We start from the raw sequence: 17,963 nt of genomic DNA, 5'->3' as shown, positions 1-17,963 counted from the left end.
ATGTTCTGCTCTCAAAGCTGTTTGAAAATTACTAGAGTAAAGTCATCCTCAACTTTTTGCTCTCCAATATGTCGGCGTAGGTCATAAATAACGGCTTCTCGAATAGCATCAACCGGCTTCGAGTCATGAAGCTTGACTGTCTCAATCAGCCGCTCTAAACCATACTGTTTGTTGTTAGCATCAAAAGCTTCTATAATGCCGTCCGTGTAGATAACTACCAAATCTTGTGAATGTAACTGCACTTGCGCCGTCGCAATAAAATCTGCAATCTCTTCCTCGAGTCCTAGCGGAAAGCCTAAATCCAACGTATCAATTCTTACCACATCCCCATTAGAACGCAGTACAATGACCTCTTCATGCTGGCCGCTCAATGTCAGCATTCCCTCCGCGTAATGCAGCGAAACCAGCGTCATATTTTTATCAGAATTAATCCGCAGTGCGTTTTTATAGAGCGTGCGATTAAGCACGGCTAAAAGTTCCTTGGGTTCTGTAAAATTAGCTTCTAATAGCGATCGGATTGCGGTTTGCGCCATCAGCATTAACAGACCACTTTCTAGCCCATGTCCTGTCACGTCGCCGACACTAATTTGTACGCCTCCAGCGTGCTGAATTACATCGTAGTAGTCGCCGCCAACTTCTTGGGCAGATTCCATAAAACAGGCAATTTCTAAGCCTTTAATTGCCTTTAATTCTGATTCTTTCGGCAGCACCATCTGCTGCATTTTGCGAACGATATCCAATTCGGCGGCGAGGCGAATATTGTCGGATTTGAGATATTTTAGGTTAATATGAGTGCGGAGGCGTGCGAGAAGCTCATCTTTGGCGATGGGTTTTGTCAGATAATCGTTAGCACCCAGGTTTAAGCCGAGGACGATATCTTGAATTTGACTTTTTGCTGTCAGTAATAGAATCGGAAGTTCGGTAGAATTAAAACGCTTTCGCAGTTGTTCGGTAACTTCATAGCCCGTCATTTTTGGCATCATGACATCCAATAAAATGAGATCGGGGAGCAAGCCGGATTCGACGATTGCAATAGCTTCTTGACCGTTCGATGCTTGAATAATTTTGTAGTCGTGCAAGGATAAATGATTGACAATAACCTGAAGGTTAATCGGTTCGTCATCAACGACTAAAACTTTGTAGGTTTTACTGGAGGCAGTAGCTTGTTTTAAAGCAATATCCGTACTGAAGTCGTAGGGAGGCATTTCCGCGATCGCGGCGATGGATTGAGTGCGCTCGGCAGCCGTTCGAGCGACAGGCAAAGTGAAGGTAAAACGAGAACCGACTCCCAGTTCTGAAGTGACGCTAATTTGACCGCCGTGAAGTTCTACAAGCTGTTTGGCAATCGTTAAACCTAAACCAGTACCGCCGTATTCTCGAGCGGTAAAACCTTCCGCTTGTTCAAAAGATTTAAAGATGCGATCCAACTTATCGGCAGGAATGCCGATTCCGGTATCGGAAACTGTAATTGCTAACTCATCTTTAACTCTATGTGCCGACAGTTCTACAGTTCCGTTTGGGGTAAATTTAACGGCATTGCCGACTAAGTTATACAGGATTTGTTGTAGGCGATTTTCATCAGCGAGAGCCGGTACCCAATCTTGAGGGATCGCATTAACCAGTTGCAGGTTTTTACTCGCGATCGGGGGGCGGCTGAGAGTGAGAACTAAATCGACAATTGAATACAAGTCAACGGATTTGAGTTGCAGTTCCAAATGTTGATGTCGGAGCTTAGAAAAGTCAAGAATATCATTCACTAAGCTGGACAAACGGCGGCCGCTGGCAACAATCGTGCTTAAATTCCAACGAGTGAGTTGGGGTAACTCGCCTGTCGCCCCGTCAACAAGAGATTCAGCAATTCCGATGATACCGTTAAGGGGGGTTTTCAATTCATGGGAGGTATTGGCTAAAAATTCGTCTTTGAGTTGAGCCAGCCGCTTGAGTTCCTGATTTTGTTCCTCTAAAGTTTGGGAATAGCTGCGAATTTCTGCAACCATGCTATTAAAGGTTTCTGCCAGCGTTTCAAACTCATCGTTACTCTTGACATTGACAATCGTATCGTAATTGCGAGCGCGCACCTTCTGCGCTGCAAGTTGAAGCTGAGCAATGGGACGACTCAACCAGCGAGCAACCAAAGCCGCCAACAAGACAGACAATCCAAAACTGCCAGCAATAATACCAGCGCAAATCAAACGAAGCTTATGCAGTTCGTCCAACTCGCTGTTAGCGATATAATCGAGACACAAACCCGCAATCGTCTGCCCCTGCTCGTTTTTAAGCGGTATCGTTACTGAAATGCTAGTATAAAAAGAGTCACGAACAAACTTATCTTCAATCTGAATTTCTCCATCAAAAACGCGGCTGAAAATTGGGGTGGAAATTGCATACAAGTTGCCAATCGGATTCCCGGGCCAATCCCCTTGAGGTTCGTGAGATGCTGAGGCGAGGAAAGTCACAATGCGGCGATCGGGTGACTCTGGAGTGACGACAGCAAGAGCGGCTCTTACCTGCCCGCTATTGACGATCTGTGGGTAATAATTTTGTAATGGCTCAATTTCATCCTGACTGACCGTTTTAATTTGACGGAGTATCTTAACTAAGCGCTGGAAATCAGGTGAAGCCTGAAAACGACGAGTCGCTTCGGGATTTAAACTTTTAATCGTGTCCCCAGGTTTAAGTTCCTGTAACTGAGAGCGAGTGACTTGGGGATTGAGTTGAGCTTCCCGATTGACTGCTGCTGTTAATCGAACGATACTCTCGCGAGTTTCTCGATCGAATAGATATGAAGCGGTATAACCGATTCGTCGAAGCTGTTGCTGGATTTGGCGCAGCACCATTTTCTCTGTCGTTGAGTAAAAATAGTAGACGCTCGCGCTGGTTACGCCGGTTGATAGCAAGAAGATAACAAAACCGAGTTTGACTGTAAAGGAAATTTGCTTGGGACGTTGGGGAAGCCAGCGGAAGAAAGGGGTGGGCATCTGCTGCAATGACTAAAGATTGGGAAGGTGAAGGGGGAGTTTCCCTGGATGTGGTGCTTTTTCGTCAGTCGCTCGGCGTAACAAAAATACGAGGAAGTGGCTCTGAAACCGCAGTCCAACTATAGCAATCCCAGATCGGTAGTGGCAATTTATCGGCATAAAAAGATATAGGGACGTTAAATTTAACGTCCCTACCTAAAATTTAATGTTCCTAAAAATTAAGATTGCAAGTTTAGCCTTGCTGCTTTCTCAACTTCCAACTCGCTAGTCCTACACCTAACAGCGCAATGAGTCCGATACTCGGTTCCGGAACGGTAGAAACCGAAATTTTACCCAAACGCGAGGTCGGATCTCCCAACGATTCAGCAATATTATCGCCGTAGGAACCAACCAGAAGCGTTTGCAAATCTAATACCAGATTGCCGCCTCCGCCAATAAAAGAACCTTGGTCGAGATTATCGGCATCGAAGAAATCAACGATGGGCGTATTTTGCCGTCCGTCAACGAAAAAGCTCGGCGAAAAATCCGTTACGCCACCGTCTTTCGAGGAAATAGAAAACGCAGCTACATTGTTGTTGCCGCTCCAATTCCACGTCCAATTACTCATTTCGTCGATGGAAATAATGCCATCGCTAGCGGCGGTTTCATCGGCAGCGAACAGTCCCGAAATTGCGCCGCCGCCGTCATTGTCCCACCAGCCCGTATAATCGACTTTCCAGCTTAACAGGGCGGCATTAGCTGGGGCAGTTAGAATCGCACTCCCCAAACTGGCTGCGATCGCAAAAATCCAACGTTTCATTTAAAACCTTCCTTCTCGAATGACAAGTTCAAACAGCGATTCAGCAAACGGCTAAGAACCGACGATACCGCCATCTTTGCGAGTGATGACAATCGTGCAATCGCGAGGAATCTTGCCGCTACCTTGGGGCGCGGGAAAATTCGTCTTTGTTGGGTCGCCCTCGCCGGGGTGCTGAATGTTGACAAAAAGCGTCTTGCGATCGGGGGTAGCGGTAATTCCCGTCATTTCGCAACCCGTCACGCCGGTAAACAGCCGTCGAATATCGCCCGTCTTCGGATCCGCAACCAAAACTTGGTCGTTCAAGCCTTTTTGTTGTTCGCCGTCGGTTTCAATAAATAAACGGCCGTCCGGATCTGCCCATAACCCATCGGGACTGCTAAACGTGCGCTCGTCCGTCGCGCCGTGGGTATCTTTAGCCAGAATAAAAATATCCCACTGAAACGTCAAACCAACGTGGTTATCGCTATCTTTCCAGCGGATGATGTGACCGTCGGGGTTGGGAGTTAAGGGGTTGGGGGCGTTGGGGGCGGTGCGGCGCGAGTTATTGGTCAGGGTGCAGTAAACTTCGCCCGTCGGCGCAACGGTCGTCCATTCAGGGCGATCCATTGGCGTAGCGCCGAGAGTATCAGCCGCCAAGCGCGCGTAGGTTAAAACTTCGGCTTGGTTTTTGAACTTGGCTTTAAGAACGGGGTTATTAATGGTGAGTTCCAGCCAATTGCCCGTACCATCGTCGTTAAACTTGGCAACGTAGAGTTTACCGCGATCGAGGGGGCTGATATTGCGCGCTTGCAGCGATCGCCAATTGCTGTCGGAAACAAACTTATAAATATACTCAAACCGTTCGTCATCGCCCATATAAGCCACAACGCGGCCGCCTTGACCGACCGTTACCGCAGCGCATTCATGCTTAAAACGTCCCAAAGCAGTGCGTTTAACGGGTTTTTGGGTCGGATTCATCGGATCGATCTCAACCACCCAACCGAAACGATTTTCCTCGTTCGCGTAACTAGAATCGGAAAGATCGAAGCGAGGGTCAAACTTTTCCCAACCGTAACCGAAACCCGCCGCACTAAACCCATAGCGTTTTTGAGCGGCGGTAGGAGTCCAAGCGCTAGTTGCGCCGAAGTAACCGTTGAAGTTTTCCTCGCAGGTCAGGTAAGTCTCCCAAGGCGTGTAACCGTTGGCACAGTTGTTAACCGTACCGAGGGTAGGATTTCCGGCTCGGGTTTTCAGCAATTCATCGTTGGCGACCGGGCCGCTGAAAGTCACGGGGGTGTTAACGTGGATGCGTCGCGCTTTGTTGCTTGCGACGTTTTGCCACTTACCGTTCGTTTTTTTGATTTCAACGATACCAACACCGTGGGCGTGTTGAGAACGGCGAACTTCTTCTAAACTGTCGGCGGTTTTTTTGCCGAGGATGTGTTCGTTAGTGCCGTACTCGTGGTTAATCGCCAGAATACCGTGGCTGTTGCTGCCCTCAAGGGGGAAGAAGTGCATTCCGTCGTGACCGATACCGACTTGCTGGGTTTGTTGGGCAGAAGTCGGACGCGCGCTCGGGTTGCCGTCGTAGCTTGGGCCGCCCGGTTGCAGCGGCGTTCCCCAGGGAATCAACACTTCGTACTGGTAAGCCGAAGAGATGTTGGGAATGGGGCCGGAACCTTGCGCGGCGGGGACGATGGGAAAGTCGATGAGGCTGGAGTTTTTGGCGAGGAGATTGCTTGCTTCTGGGGTGGAGGCAGCATCAGCGCCTTGAGAGAAAAATTTGTTGCCGGTTAGGGCGGCGAGGAAACCCGTGGCGGATAGGGCAGCCCCGCGCGCGAGGACGCTGCGCCGAGACAGTCTGGCTTGGAGGATATCTTCAAAGGGGCGATTGCCCGACCGATTGCTGGTTTTGTTGTCGTGAATCACGGAGTTTTCCCTCTTATTGAGTGGTAGAAGTGGCTAAAAGGCGCGATCGAGTTTTAATCGAGGTAGCCGAGGTATTGCTGGGCTTGGGCTGCGCTTAGGAGTCCTTCATCGAAAGCGCGATCGATCGCGATTGTGGGATTTTGGGGTTGAGATGCGACGGTCTGAGTGGCTGATTCTCGAAGCGGCACTCCTCGCTCGCGTTGCAAGAGCGCGTAGGACGGGTAATATTGCGCCCAAGCGCCAATTTTCGAGTTTTCCTGCCATTGAGCGCGCGAAACTGTTACCGACAGAATCGGTAGAATTTCGCCATCGCGATGGCAAAGAACGGTAACTTTCAGGGCAGGAAGGTGAGGGTTGCTATCGAACTGTTCTGCGATCGCGTTTTCGGCTAAGGTTTCCGCCCGCAGTTGCAATTCTTCGTAGCGATCGGACGAAATACTGCCGTAAACGGACAGTTCGAGGACGACAGCGGGTTCTTGCGCCCGAACGGGTATGGTCAGCGCGAGTAAGCTTAGCGCGCTTGCTAGTGCAGGCAGGAATGTTGTTGAAATCATCGGGAGGAAAGCAGACAATTTAGAGGCCGCCGTTCAGTAACATCACGATTGACGATCCCATGAATTTGTTTATTCGAGGTGAAGTTGAGTTTAAAAGCAGGTAAAGGATGCAATCCGCTCTGAGTCTTGTTTGTGAAGTTCTACCAATTCAAAATTCAAAATTAAAAATTAAAAATGAAGAAACCTAGATATATTAAGGGTTTCAGCCTCAATATCTGTCGTCCGAACTTGGAGAATTGGTATTCCTTAACAAGCAGCCAAACGCGATGTAGGGACGTTCAATTGAACGTCCCTACACCCAAAATTTATTACTTTTGCGAATTCCCTAACCGCGAATTAGGGGGCCTGCAAAGAAATCAGTTCGCTATCCGGTAAATAGCTCTGGAATTTGCCATCTTTAACGAGAACGGCGAGAATTTGTAGGGGTAGATCGGGTTCGACATTGAGATCGTCCCAAGGAACGGCAAGTTCCAAGCATTGATTTACGCCCATCGAAGCGCGACTGGCTTTCGGATGCCATTGATGTTCGTCTCCGGCTTCTTCAAACCAAAGCGAACCGGAAGGCAGATCTATTCCTAAATGGTGATGGTAGAGGTAATTCGCCGGTTCGCTATCGGGTAAATCGACGAAGGGAATGCGACTGAGGCGGCGGGGTGCATCGGGATAGAACCAGAAGAGGTGCAATTCGGGCAGTCCGTCGCTGCTGAGTTCGACTCCGGCTTTGAAGTCGAAGCGCAGGTAAAAGTTCAGGTGATCTAAGCCGTAAAACAGCCGTCGCACGTCGCTGCTGCGGTGCATGGTTCCGCGCGCGCCGCCCACTTCGATGCGTCCGGCTTTATCCCAGTCTTGTTCGTCGCCGATGCCGTTGATAATCGGATGGATGAAGCTTTGCGGGCGGCGATCGCCCCCGGCTTCGTGATGTTCGACTTCTCGTTCGATTCCGGCGGGAACGGGGACGTTCAGGGCGGTATAAAGTGCGTACAGGTGTTCGCGGAAGAGGCGATCGAAGATATCGTCGTGGTTGGAACTATGCCCTTCGCCAAACCACCAGAACCAATCGGAACCTTCGGCGGCGTAGAGGGCTTCCCAAGCTTCGGGATTGCTTTCTTCGGTGGCTTCTGGGTGTTCGGCGAGGACGCGCCGCGCTTCGGTGAGGAGATCCCAGGCGCGATTTTTGGCGGGATCGCCAATCCAGGTGGTAAAGTTGCCATCGACCCAAGAACCGCTATGGAGGGTGCGGGCGGGCAGGGTTTGGGTGGTGGGGAAGCGATCGAGGAATTCGGAGACGGTGACGAGTTGGAGATCTTTGCGATCGCTCAACGTTCCGTACAGCGATTCGAGGAACGGCAATCCATCTTGTTGGTAATATTCCCAGCAGTTCTCGCCGTCGAGGGCAATCGTCACCAGCCAGGGTTGTTCTAAGCTCGTACCGCCGCCATTCTGACGTTTTTTGAGCGATCGCGCGATCGCGTCTAAATGTCCTACTAAATCCCGTGCGGCAGCTTGCGGTTCCATCGCGCTGTAGGTAAAGCCGATTAAATCCGAAAGGCGGTGATCGCGGAAAATAATTGAAAGATCGCCTTGTTCGGTTTCTAAGCGATAGGGACGATAGAGTAATTCCGGTTCGCTGACATTCCCCGCCGCATCGCGATGGAAAAAGTGGTTTATCGTCCAGCCCAACACCGCTTCATCGGAACAAATCCATTTAAAACCCTCCTCGGCAATATAAGGTAATACGGCCGGACTCACTGACTGTTCCGAAGGCCACAACCCTCGCGGTTTCGTACCGAAGCGATCTTCGTACATTTCTCGGGCTTTGCGGAGGTGGCGAGGGATATCCTGGGGATACTGGAAGCGCGATCGCGGTAGCGTCATATTCGGCACTGCAACCCGTCCGGCATTCGTATCGGCCAACAGCGGCATAATGGGGTGCGTATACGGAGTCGTCATGACTTCGAGTTGCCCCGTTTCCTGCATTTTCCGATGTTGGGGAATAATGCGGGCGATAATTTCTTTTTGCTTGCTATAGATGCGCTGGCGATCGCTCAAACTAAAACCTTTCCCCCGCTCGAACCAATCCGCGATCTCCGGTTCGTCCCAAAAAATCGGATCGATCCAAGCTAAATTGTGCCACGCCAGCAAATCGCCGTAATCATTCACTTGCCAATGCCGCAAGCACCACTCTCTACCCTTATCCTGTCGTTGCTCGTACAGTTGCGCGTAGCGGGGATGGGGGTCGATCGTCGTATGGTGATTGCCATCGAAGAAATACTGCACCGCAAACTCTTTCTGGGCGGGAGTCAACTGGTCTTCTGGGGTTAAAGCGACTGCCAGGTAAGGATCCATTGCCACACCCGCCGCGTAATCTTCCAGTTGCAAAATTAAAGAAGGCACGAGATTGACCGTTTGATGCAGCTTGGGATAGCGTTCCAAAATCAGAACCAGATCGAGATAATCCTTCGTTCCGTGCAAGCGCACCCAAGGCAAACGATACTGCTTGCCGGGATACTTAGGATTTTCTCGACTTTTGTAGAGCGGTTGATGCTGATGCCAAACGAAGGCAATGTAGAGAGGGTGAGACATTGTTCGGTAATTCGTAATTCGTAATTCGTAATTCGTAATTAGGGAGCAGCGATCCACTAATCAGAAATTAGTGCTAATTCTGCCACGAAACAAGGACTTAAAACTGGCTGGCAACAGGTGTTGCAACATTTGCATCGATCTCGCCTACTCCCGAAGCTCGGTAATTCGTAATTCGTAATTAGGGAGCAGCGATCCACCGATCGGAAATTAGTGCTAATTTTGCCACGAAATAAGGACTTAAAACTGGCTGGCAACGGGTGTTGCAACATTTGCATCGATCTCGCCTACTCCCGAAGCGCGGACGGCACGGAACATTCCGAACCTGCACAAACCGTTCCCAAATGCAAGCCGCATTAATAAAATTGTCGGCACTTCTCGCACGGATTTCAAAAATCCCGGAACGCCATATTTCAGCCAACCTTGGGGGCGAATAATCCCTTGCCAAATCGTATCGAACCAAGAAGGAAGCGTTTCGGTCGTCCAATCCGCCGTTACGACTTCTCCTTTCACTAATCCGGTTTCCGCCAAACGTTCGGCGAACCCTTCGATACTCGAGAAAGCCGGATGCGACCATTGTTCGAGGAGTTGGCGCATCACCGGGCGTTCCCAGAAGTTTAACGGCTTTTGTCGGTCGTCGCGCTGGTTCCAATCGGCAGCCACCAACGTACCGCCCGGTTTCAGAACTCGCAATAGTTCGCGGGCAAATACGGCTTTATCGGGCATATGCGGGCCCGCTTCCACCGTCCAAACTACATCGAAACTCGCATCGGGGAAGGAAAGCGCCATTGCATCGTCTACTTGAAAGCTGGCGCTGAGTCCTTCTGGGGTTAATTCTCGCGCGCGTTTCACCTGTTGCGGGCTGATGGTAATGCCCGTGACTTTGAAGCCGTAATCGCGCGCTAAAATGCGGCTGCTGCCGCCGATTCCGCAGCCGACATCGAGAACGGTGGTTCCGGCGGGAAGTTTATCTAAACCGCCCCAACGCGCCATTTCATGGACAAAATCTTCCTTCGCTTTTAAAAAATCTTTGGGCTGCGGCGGCGAACCGTAGTGACCGAGATGGATGTGTTCGCCCCAGTAGTATTCTAAGATTCCGTCTTCCGTCCATTGGTCGTAGGAATTGGCGACGGAGTTGGCGGATTCGTAGCGGCGGGCGGTGAGGAAGTAAAGCGCGATCGCGATCGCCACCACCAACAACAGCACCGCAAAACTGAGAGCGACAAAATTCATTTCAATACAGATTGTAAGAGTTTACCTTTACAAATTGTACGAAGTCTCGACAAATAACTCGAAACTTTCGTGAAATTTTGCACGTCAACCGGAGTGCCGCGTTCTTGCCCGCGACTCGACGGGGATAAATTTACTCGGATTTGCAGTCGTATAAGCCAATTTTTTAAGGTTTTTATCGCGATAAATGCGGAATTAAGCCTTGAGCGGTTGAAGTAATCGCTAATCGTCATTTTTCAACCTTGGATTCGATGCGTCACCTTTTTTCAGCCCTCTTTGCTGCTGCTAGCGTCACTTTAGCCCTTCCCGCCCTCGCCGTTCCCGAAATTGAAATCAGCTACGATACCCCAGGTTTCCAAAACCGCGAAATCGCGATCGGTAAGGTAAAAGTCTCCGTCAGTTACGACAAAGACAATAACGAAGCCGTTAATGAAGAAAATAACCTGCGCTACACGCTCTATTACGACGGTAAAGAGAAGGTTAGGGAGACGGCTTCAACGTATAATCACGGCAATATTAGCCTGCGAGATCTCGACAGCAACGGCACGCCGGAAGTTATCGTCGAAACCTACACCGGCGGCGCGCACTGCTGCACCGCACAGACTGTTTATACCGTCCAAGGTAACAATTTTAGTTCCGTGCAACTCGGCCCTGCTGATGGTGGCGGGGGTGAGTTCAAAGACCTCAATCAAGATGGTCGGATGGAATTTATTACCTACGATAATAACTTTCTCTACACTTTTGATGCTTATGCCGGGTCTTTTCCACCTTCAATTGTTTTATCCTATCGCGATGGCGACTTTGAAGATGTAACGCGCCAATATCCCGAATATCTGCGATCGATTGCTTGGCAGATGTATAAAAGTATGGAAGAAAACGGCGCGGGAAATGGCGTTTTAGCTGGTTATGTCGCGCAAAAAATTCTACTGGGCGAGTTTGAAGACGGTTGGGATTTTATGCTGGCACGTTACGATCGCAGCAACGATTGGGGTTTAGATATTTACGATAGTAAAAACGAGCCTGTCGGTCGCCATCCGGACTTTCCCACAGCGTTAAAAGCTTTTCTTATGGATACGGGCTATCTCAACCGCAACGGACAGCCGAATGCGAATTTGAATTTGCGCGATCGCGTCATTGGCGATTGAGAGGAAAAAGCTTAGATTTAATTGCTTATCGGTTGAATTGAAGGGATCTGAGTAGGGACGTTAAATTTAACGTCCCTACAATTGCTCGATGTATAGGGGAAAGCGGAAGATATAGCGCTACGCAACTCAGTTAGGACATCGGGTAGGGTGGGCAGCGCCTACCAGCCAAGACTTTGGTGCTTTTAGAAACGTACATTCACAACCCAGTAGCACTATATTGCCAATTTCTAAAAATAGACCCATTGCTCTAACATTTTCCCAGTCATTTTGGAGTATTAAAACATACAGAATTAAAAAGGGAACGACGTTTAGGGTAGAGGGATAGCATTGGTCTACCCTTACCCTAATATTTTTTTTAAATGTCCGACCTTTCTAGTCAATTACTCGCTGCTAAGAAAGCAAAAAAATTAACCTTTGCAGATTTAGAAAAACTTATCGGATTTGATGAAACTTGGATTGCTGCCCTATTTTACGGTCAAGCGAGCGCCGGAATTGAGGAAGCCAAGAAGTTAGTAGCAGCTTTGGATTTGCCGGAAGAAATGGCTGAAGAATTAACCGTTCCTCCCTTGAAAGGCTCGTTAGATCCCGTAATTCCAACGGATCCGCTGATTTATCGTTTCTATGAAATTATGCAGGTGTACGGGATGCCGTTAAAAGCCGTCATTCACGAAAAGTTTGGAGATGGGATTATGAGCGCGATCGATTTTTCCGTTGAAGTGGATAAGGTTGAAGACCCGAAAGGCGATCGCGTTAAAGTGACGATGTGCGGTAAATTTTTGCCCTATAAAAAGTGGTGAGGTCGAGAGTGACTCCCGATCGCGCATCGCACGGATATTACCGCGTCGCTTGCTAGCTTTACGAGTCAATCCGGTGGTATTCGGGTCGGCGCGCGATCGCTGCCCCGATCTTACCCCAAATCGAACTCGGTTGCTGGGGGCATGGGGCTGCAAGCCGATTTAAAGCGATGAGGATTTTGAGCGAGCTTGCAGCGCACTTCCTTGCTAGTATTTTTCAGCAATTTCTCGGAACTGGGACTTAAGACGCGATCGCGCCAAGTTCGTTCAAACGGAGATTTAGCCTTTGTCGGGAATTAACCTTTGGGATCGAGGCGTTCAATACGATCCCAAAGGATATCCTTAAATGAGAGTCAGGGGTGAGATAACATCTTCCTTAGAGAAGATGCCGCGCTTTTTCAGACAAGTTATAAGAATATAAGAAGATATGTCTCAAAACTTTAAGCTATCTTTGCACCCTACCGAAGAAAGGGCTATCATGAAAGAATGATAAAATAAAGCTTAGGATTCGCTCTATGAACTTTAGACGAATCGCCTAAAAAACTCAACTTAAGCCTTCGCTAAACCTCTTTAGCCTCCCTTTAAGATCGGGAGCAGGCAGATTTACTTTCAAATCTGAAATTTAACAAATCACTAGCGTTTTTGTTCTGTCTACCCAAAAAGAAAAGCTAATCATTGTTTCTCTGTAGAAGGGCTTGACGCACAGATATAAATTATCCCAACGGGAAGGAAGCAGTCATGCACTTAATCGAAAAAATTCACTGCCCGAATTGCGGAAGTTTTGCCCAACGCCATCATTTCAGCGGCCGTGATGGAGCAGAATTCGGTTGCCCGAAAAGCTTGGCCGTTCGTGTTGAATGCGATGCTTGCGACTACTTAATGACCACCTGCGAATTGAATGGTCGAGTGGTCGAAGCCTGCGCCACGGGAGTCTACAGCCTCAATTCTTATTCTGGCTTACAGCCAGGACCGATTCGAGGTTGGGAATCGATGCCAGCCCGAACCTCGCGGCAACCTCTTGTTGCGGCTTCTGCGCGTCGTTCTTAATACTCGCGTGCGGGGATGTGGAGCGCGAGCGTGAGTTTAAGGACTTATCAAACTGAAGAGGGAACAGCTTAACCCCTTACACTTAAGTCCTTTTTTTACCCCTCACTCAACTTTTCAAACATTCTCTAAGTCAACGCTAGAGGACGCATCCGAATTGCGGTTTCTGTATATTCAGGAACCCAACCTTCCATTGAGGTGAAATAACGCACGGCTTTAATGCGTTTCTGTGGGGTTAAATAAAACCAATGTTCCGTACCCGCCGGGACATTGATAAATTCTTCCGGTTGAATTGTCAGTTCCATCTGCTTCCCCTCTGGAGTTACAAAACCAAATACGCCTTCCCCTTCAATGATGTAGCGTACTTCGTCATCGCCGTGGGTATGGCAACGTTGAAATTTAGCTAAGAGTGCGTCGAGATTTGGAATATCGGGATGCAAGACAATTAAATCGCGAGTTTGATAGCCTGCTTCTTGCTTAAGTTGCTCGAAATATCGGTCGATGGACTGCAAAACTTCTTCTTTTTCTGCTTCATCTAAGGCAGCTTTTGCGAGTAGAGTTTGAAGGGTTTCATTGTCCCCAACCGGCCAGCGAGCTAAGTTGACATTTAGTGCGGCAAGTTCGCGCGCAATATCGTCGGTTTGAGTGTAGGTTGTACCGTCTTCTAATTGTAAAATTGCCATTGCGATTTTCTTAAATAGCTTAAGTTCAATTTATTGGGCTGTTTCGGGTTTAGGAATTTCGGGCAGTACGGTTTGTTCGAGGTATTGTTTGACTTCTTGAGCGCGCGCGGTTTGCCCTTGTTGCTGAAAGAGGCGGAAGGCTTCTTGGAGGGGCGCGATCGCGCGTTGGGATTGTTTGGATTCGTGCAGGGAAATACCGATGTTGTAGAAGGTTTCTGCGTCGTTAGGCTCGAGTCTGAGGGCGCGTTGGTATTGCGCGATCGCGTCCTCATATTTCCCTTCTTTTTGGTAAGCAAGGCCGAGATTCGAGTAAGTTTGAGCGTCTCCCGGTTTGCGACTGAGATAAGCTTGCAGCGTTTCAATCGCGCCTGCTGAATCTCCGGTTCTGAGTTTGGCAATTCCGAGTTGTTGGTAAGCATCGGGATTATTCGCATCCAGAGCGATCGCGCGTTCGAGGCGATCGCGCGCCGTTGCCGGATCGTTCAATTCGAGCAGTACCCTGCCTAAATTGTACTGAGCGGCGGCATTATTGGGGTCGAGTTGGACTGCTGCGGTTAAAGGGGCTTCTGCTGCCTCAAACTGCCCTTTCTGAGCGTAGAGGATACCGAGTTGGTACTGTGCGATCGCGAGGTTAGGATCTGTCCGAACGGCATTTTGCAGCAGTGCGATCGCTTCTTCAGTTTTTCCCTGACGCGCTGAAATTAAAGCCAAATTGCTGTAAGCTCCAGCATTATTGGGATCCAGCCGCAAGGCTTGCCGGTAATATTCGCTCGCTTCTGCCGCGCGTCCCTGAGTATCGAGGGTATGAGCGAGATTGTAGTACGCGGCTGCAAAATTGGGATTGATGACGAGGGCTTTTTGAAACTCTTCGGCTGCCGAATTCAACTGTCCGGTCATCGAGTAGGCGATGCCGAGATTGTAGTACGCCTCGGTCATGCTGGGGTCGAGGGAGGTCGCCTGTTGGTACTGCGCGATCGCATCCGTATTGCGATTTTGAGCCATAAGCGTGTTGCCCAATAAGTAATAGGCGATCGCCATTCTCGGATCGAAATCCAAAGCCTGACGCAGGGACTCTTCGGCGACGGTATAATTTTTGCGCTTGTACTCAGTCACGCCGCGCTGCAATAACTGCGCCGCATCCAAGTTATTGGTATATAAGCCTTCAATGCGCTGTTTGGTTCGGGAAAATTCTGGAATGGGAGCCGCTCCTGCTACGCTCGGCAATAGAACGATCGCGCTCGAAAGGCTTAAGACTAGCGCGATCGCTTTTCCTCGGTTTTTCGCCCTTTTCACCATCAGCACACCTCAACAATTTAATGGACAACGAACAATTGACAATGGATAACGAAAGAAATTCCAGGTTGATGCTGTCTCTTGCTGCGTTGAAATTTTAATGCCTTTCGTTATTAACTGTCCATTATCAATGAATTCCTCTGGCCTCGGGCAAAATTAGCATGGCATCGCCGAACGAATAAAACCGATAGCCCTGCGCGATCGCAGTTTGATAGAGTTCCAGCAAGCGCTTGCGCCCCACCAACGCGCTTACCAACATCAACAAACTCGAACCCGGTAGGTGAAAATTCGTGATCAATCCATCCACAACTTGCCATTGATAGCCGGGATAGATAAATAAATTAGTCCGCCCCGAGAACGGAGAAAGTCCAGATTCCGAAGCCTTAGCCCGTGCTGTCCCTTCCAGCGATCGCGCCACCGTCGTTCCCACCGCAATCACTCGTCCCCCCGCAGCCTTCGTCTGCAAAATCTTCTCCACCGTTGCGGCGTTCACCTCAAACCATTCCGAGTGCATCGCGTGAGAGCGAATATCCTCCGTCTCCACCGGGCGAAACGTTCCCACGCCTACGTGCAGCGTTACATCAGCAATACTAATCCCTCGCTGTTGAAGGGCATCCAACAGCACTTCGGTGAAGTGCAAGCCTGCTGTCGGCGCTGCTGCCGAACCGAGTTCGCGCGCGTAAACCGTTTGATACTGAGAAGGGAGAGAGTCTCGGGCTTGGATATAGGGCGGTAGCGGTACCTGCCCGATCGCTTCGAGGATTGAAAACAGCGACTTTTCGGGCGGCAGATCGAACTGTAACAAGCGTCCGCCCGTCGCCTCATCGCGCGCGATCGCTGTCGCCCGTAACTGCGGTTCCGCCTCCGGTTGCTCCACTTCCGACGGTGCAAAAAACCAAATTTCCGAACCCAGGGTAAAGCGCTTTCCAGGTTTCACTAACGCCAACCAACAATTGGGCTGACGCTCCTCGAGCAACAAGACTTCTACCCGCGCGCCCGTAGACTTGCGCCCATACAAACGCGCGGGAAAGACGCGCGTATTATTCAACACCAACAAATCCCCGGCTTGCAAGCAGTCGGGTAGTTCCCGAAAAGTACGATGGGCGAACGTTGTCGGGGAATCAATCACGAGCAGGCGAGAACTATCCCTTGGTAAAGCGGGCTGTTGCGCGATCGCTTCGGACGGCAGTTCGTAATGATAGCTCGAGAGTAAATAATCTTCATTCATGCGAAAGGCTAGTCTTGACGCGATTCTTTTTTTGAGGGCAGCGAGAGGAGATTGGCAAGATCCAACAATTGTGAAAGAATTGGGTAAATCCCCTCGTGAAAGTCGGGGGCTTTTCCCCTTTCCCTTCAGTTCGCTTTTAAGCGACGCTATAAGGTAGATCGGTGTCTACGAAGGTCTGCTCTGGGTGAGTTATGTATTATCTCTATTTTCTTGCAAATGCTAGTTTAACGCTTAGAGTCGCTGAATATTTGCGTCAGGCGAACGATGTCTTAGTTGAGTTCGTAACCGTCATCCATCAGATCGACGGCTGGATTGTGAAAATCAAACTGTGCGATCCGGTGTCCTCTCACAAGCATTTGGACTTCCTCGCCTACATGAACGAATTAGGAATCCCCTACGAACCTGATATTCGCTTGCAAATGGCGCTCTGGAGTTTGGAAACCGGACAATCCCCCATTGAAGTCATGCGGCGCTATCAAGTGACTGTTGTCGCCCACGGCAACCCGGATAAAGACGATATCGAGGCTTTCCGCCGTCAATTCGCGCGCGGGCTGGGCTATTGTCCGGAAACCTTGGCTTGATACCCTGCGATTGGACGGTACAGTTCGATCGACTTAAAAATCTAAAGATTTTAGATCCTTAAGCCCAATCTCCTGATGGAGGTTGGGTTTTCGAGGTATTAGGATTAGATTGCTACGGCGCGAATCGGCCAAAGCATGGTAAATATTTGTAAGCTCGTTCGTTAGAAGCGCTGAGTCTGCTGAAGTAAAAGGGAGTTAGTTCGCCGCAGAGTTCGATGCGTTCCATAGCTGCTGAGTTCATTTTTAGTGATGAGGAGTGAAAAGGCATGGATTTGGTTGCAGATGCCTTAATTGTTTTGAAAGAAACCAGTAGAACGTTCTATATCCCAATCCATCGATTGCCTAGCGGGCTTCAAGAAGCAGTCACTTCTGCTTACTTGTGTATGCGGGCTATTGATGAGATTGAGGATAGTCCCGACTTATCCAACGATCGCAAAGTGCTGCTTTTGCAAGAAATCAGTTATTCCTTGCAAGCGGCTATAGATGGAGACAACTTCGAGCGCTTATCGGGCTTACTCAAAACCGAGCCGGATCCCCTACCCGAAGTTTCCGTGCGCATTGGAGAGTGGGCAAAACTCGCACCGGCAAGCATTCGAGCCAGAGTGTGGGATGCGACGGCCGCGATGTCCGATCGCATGGCCTATTGGGCGGCTCGCAATTGGCAGGTCAACACAGAAGGCGACCTCAATTGTTATACTTTTAGTGTAGCGGGTGCAGTAGGATTGCTTCTGTCCGACCTTTGGGCGTGGTATGACGGCACTCAAACCCACCGAGCCAATGCAATTGGCTTCGGGCGCGGCTTGCAAGCTGTTAATATTCTTCGCAATTACAAAGACGACCTACAACGGGGCGTAACTTTTTTTCCCAATGGCTGGGCGGCGGAGCAAATGCAAAACTACGCTCGCAATAATTTGATCCTCGCCGATGCTTACATCGCAGCGCTCCCCTCCGGGCCGGCGCTAGATTTTTGTCAGATTCCTTGGCGATTAGCTCATGCAACGCTTGATGCTTTAGCAGAAGGTCACGAAAAACTCAGTCGCAGTGCGGTTGTCGCTTTAGTGGAGGAACTGACCAGCAGCAATCGATAAAATCGCTAGCAATACCGGAGTCGGGGTGCAACCTTGGTCGGGAAAATACGTCTTTTCC

General features: G+C 49.6%; 14 protein-coding genes. 5 read left to right on the top strand and 9 right to left on the bottom strand.

The window, feature by feature from the left end; genetic code table 11:
- Positions 1-11: 11 nt before the first annotated feature.
- From H6G50_RS16495 to H6G50_RS16470, 6 genes are all read right to left on the bottom strand, one after another.
- A complete protein-coding gene (locus tag H6G50_RS16495) occupies positions 12-2,978 on the bottom strand; it encodes a SpoIIE family protein phosphatase (RefSeq protein ID WP_242032857.1) in 2,967 nt (988 codons plus the stop codon).
- A 232-nt stretch (positions 2,979-3,210) separates the two neighbouring features.
- Entirely contained in the window at positions 3,211-3,777 is a 567-nt protein-coding gene (locus tag H6G50_RS16490) for a PEP-CTERM sorting domain-containing protein (protein ID WP_190718444.1), read from the bottom strand.
- A 51-nt stretch (positions 3,778-3,828) separates the two neighbouring features.
- Positions 3,829-5,685, bottom strand: coding sequence for a PhoX family phosphatase (locus H6G50_RS16485; RefSeq protein WP_190718441.1), 1,857 nt, complete (start codon positions 5,683-5,685; stop codon positions 3,829-3,831).
- Between the two features lie 53 nt (positions 5,686-5,738).
- Complete coding sequence (locus H6G50_RS16480) at positions 5,739-6,239, bottom strand: hypothetical protein (protein WP_190718438.1); 501 nt, start codon at positions 6,237-6,239, stop codon at positions 5,739-5,741.
- Positions 6,240-6,575: 336 nt separating this feature from the next.
- Positions 6,576-8,822, bottom strand: coding sequence for a glycoside hydrolase (locus H6G50_RS16475; protein WP_190718435.1), 2,247 nt, complete (start codon positions 8,820-8,822; stop codon positions 6,576-6,578).
- A gap of 237 nt (positions 8,823-9,059) precedes the next feature.
- Positions 9,060-10,052: a methyltransferase domain-containing protein gene (locus tag H6G50_RS16470; RefSeq protein WP_190718433.1), complete on the bottom strand. Its 993-nt coding sequence runs from the start codon at positions 10,050-10,052 to the stop codon at positions 9,060-9,062.
- A gap of 248 nt (positions 10,053-10,300) precedes the next feature.
- Here H6G50_RS16470 and H6G50_RS16465 point away from each other — a divergent pair, with 248 nt between their 5' ends.
- The 3 genes from H6G50_RS16465 to H6G50_RS16455 all read left to right on the top strand — a co-directional run bounded on the left by H6G50_RS16465 (position 10,301) and on the right by H6G50_RS16455 (position 13,035).
- Positions 10,301-11,194 carry a hypothetical protein gene (locus tag H6G50_RS16465; protein ID WP_190718430.1) on the top strand — a complete coding sequence of 298 codons (894 nt, stop codon included), beginning with the start codon at positions 10,301-10,303 and terminating at the stop codon, positions 11,192-11,194.
- A gap of 359 nt (positions 11,195-11,553) precedes the next feature.
- Entirely contained in the window at positions 11,554-11,991 is a 438-nt protein-coding gene (gene cynS, locus H6G50_RS16460) for a cyanase (protein ID WP_190718427.1), read from the top strand.
- Between the two features lie 735 nt (positions 11,992-12,726).
- On the top strand, positions 12,727-13,035 hold the full coding sequence (locus tag H6G50_RS16455; RefSeq protein WP_190718424.1) for a hypothetical protein: 309 nt from the start codon (positions 12,727-12,729) through the stop codon (positions 13,033-13,035).
- Positions 13,036-13,160: 125 nt separating this feature from the next.
- On the opposite strand, the gene H6G50_RS16450 is transcribed toward H6G50_RS16455, so the two are convergent.
- From H6G50_RS16450 to queA, 3 genes are all read right to left on the bottom strand, one after another.
- On the bottom strand, positions 13,161-13,715 hold the full coding sequence (locus H6G50_RS16450; protein ID WP_190718421.1) for a cupin domain-containing protein: 555 nt from the start codon (positions 13,713-13,715) through the stop codon (positions 13,161-13,163).
- A 30-nt stretch (positions 13,716-13,745) separates the two neighbouring features.
- Complete coding sequence (locus tag H6G50_RS16445) at positions 13,746-15,011, bottom strand: tetratricopeptide repeat protein (protein ID WP_190718418.1); 1,266 nt, start codon at positions 15,009-15,011, stop codon at positions 13,746-13,748.
- Between the two features lie 124 nt (positions 15,012-15,135).
- Complete coding sequence (gene queA, locus H6G50_RS16440) at positions 15,136-16,236, bottom strand: tRNA preQ1(34) S-adenosylmethionine ribosyltransferase-isomerase QueA (RefSeq protein WP_190718415.1); 1,101 nt, start codon at positions 16,234-16,236, stop codon at positions 15,136-15,138.
- Positions 16,237-16,427: 191 nt separating this feature from the next.
- Here queA and H6G50_RS16435 point away from each other — a divergent pair, with 191 nt between their 5' ends.
- Together H6G50_RS16435 and H6G50_RS16430 are read left to right on the top strand one after the other, a co-directional pair.
- Positions 16,428-16,817: a hypothetical protein gene (locus H6G50_RS16435; protein ID WP_190718412.1), complete on the top strand. Its 390-nt coding sequence runs from the start codon at positions 16,428-16,430 to the stop codon at positions 16,815-16,817.
- 266 nt (positions 16,818-17,083) lie between these two features.
- On the top strand, positions 17,084-17,905 hold the full coding sequence (locus tag H6G50_RS16430) for a phytoene/squalene synthase family protein (protein ID WP_190718410.1): 822 nt from the start codon (positions 17,084-17,086) through the stop codon (positions 17,903-17,905).
- The last annotated feature ends 58 nt before the right edge of the window (positions 17,906-17,963 follow it).

This window comes from Oscillatoria sp. FACHB-1406 (assembly GCF_014698145.1).
In the GTDB taxonomy this organism is placed as follows: domain Bacteria; phylum Cyanobacteriota; class Cyanobacteriia; order Cyanobacteriales; family Spirulinaceae; genus FACHB-1406.
The sequence above is the reverse complement of the archived record's forward strand: the minus strand, read 5'-3'. Positions and strand labels throughout refer to the sequence as shown.

Coding starts and splice junctions, on each gene's coding strand:
- H6G50_RS16480 (WP_190718438.1), bottom strand. CDS start 6,239: ATGATTTCAACAACATTCCTGCCTGCACTAGCAAGCGCGCTAAGCTTA.
- cynS (WP_190718427.1), top strand. CDS start 11,554: ATGTCCGACCTTTCTAGTCAATTACTCGCTGCTAAGAAAGCAAAAAAA.
- H6G50_RS16465 (WP_190718430.1), top strand. CDS start 10,301: ATGCGTCACCTTTTTTCAGCCCTCTTTGCTGCTGCTAGCGTCACTTTA.
- H6G50_RS16435 (WP_190718412.1), top strand. CDS start 16,428: ATGTATTATCTCTATTTTCTTGCAAATGCTAGTTTAACGCTTAGAGTC.
- H6G50_RS16450 (WP_190718421.1), bottom strand. CDS start 13,715: ATGGCAATTTTACAATTAGAAGACGGTACAACCTACACTCAAACCGAC.
- H6G50_RS16455 (WP_190718424.1), top strand. CDS start 12,727: ATGCACTTAATCGAAAAAATTCACTGCCCGAATTGCGGAAGTTTTGCC.
- queA (WP_190718415.1), bottom strand. CDS start 16,236: ATGAATGAAGATTATTTACTCTCGAGCTATCATTACGAACTGCCGTCC.
- H6G50_RS16470 (WP_190718433.1), bottom strand. CDS start 10,052: ATGAATTTTGTCGCTCTCAGTTTTGCGGTGCTGTTGTTGGTGGTGGCG.
- H6G50_RS16475 (WP_190718435.1), bottom strand. CDS start 8,822: ATGTCTCACCCTCTCTACATTGCCTTCGTTTGGCATCAGCATCAACCG.
- H6G50_RS16490 (WP_190718444.1), bottom strand. CDS start 3,777: ATGAAACGTTGGATTTTTGCGATCGCAGCCAGTTTGGGGAGTGCGATT.
- H6G50_RS16495 (WP_242032857.1), bottom strand. CDS start 2,978: ATGCCCACCCCTTTCTTCCGCTGGCTTCCCCAACGTCCCAAGCAAATT.
- H6G50_RS16445 (WP_190718418.1), bottom strand. CDS start 15,011: ATGGTGAAAAGGGCGAAAAACCGAGGAAAAGCGATCGCGCTAGTCTTA.
- H6G50_RS16430 (WP_190718410.1), top strand. CDS start 17,084: ATGGATTTGGTTGCAGATGCCTTAATTGTTTTGAAAGAAACCAGTAGA.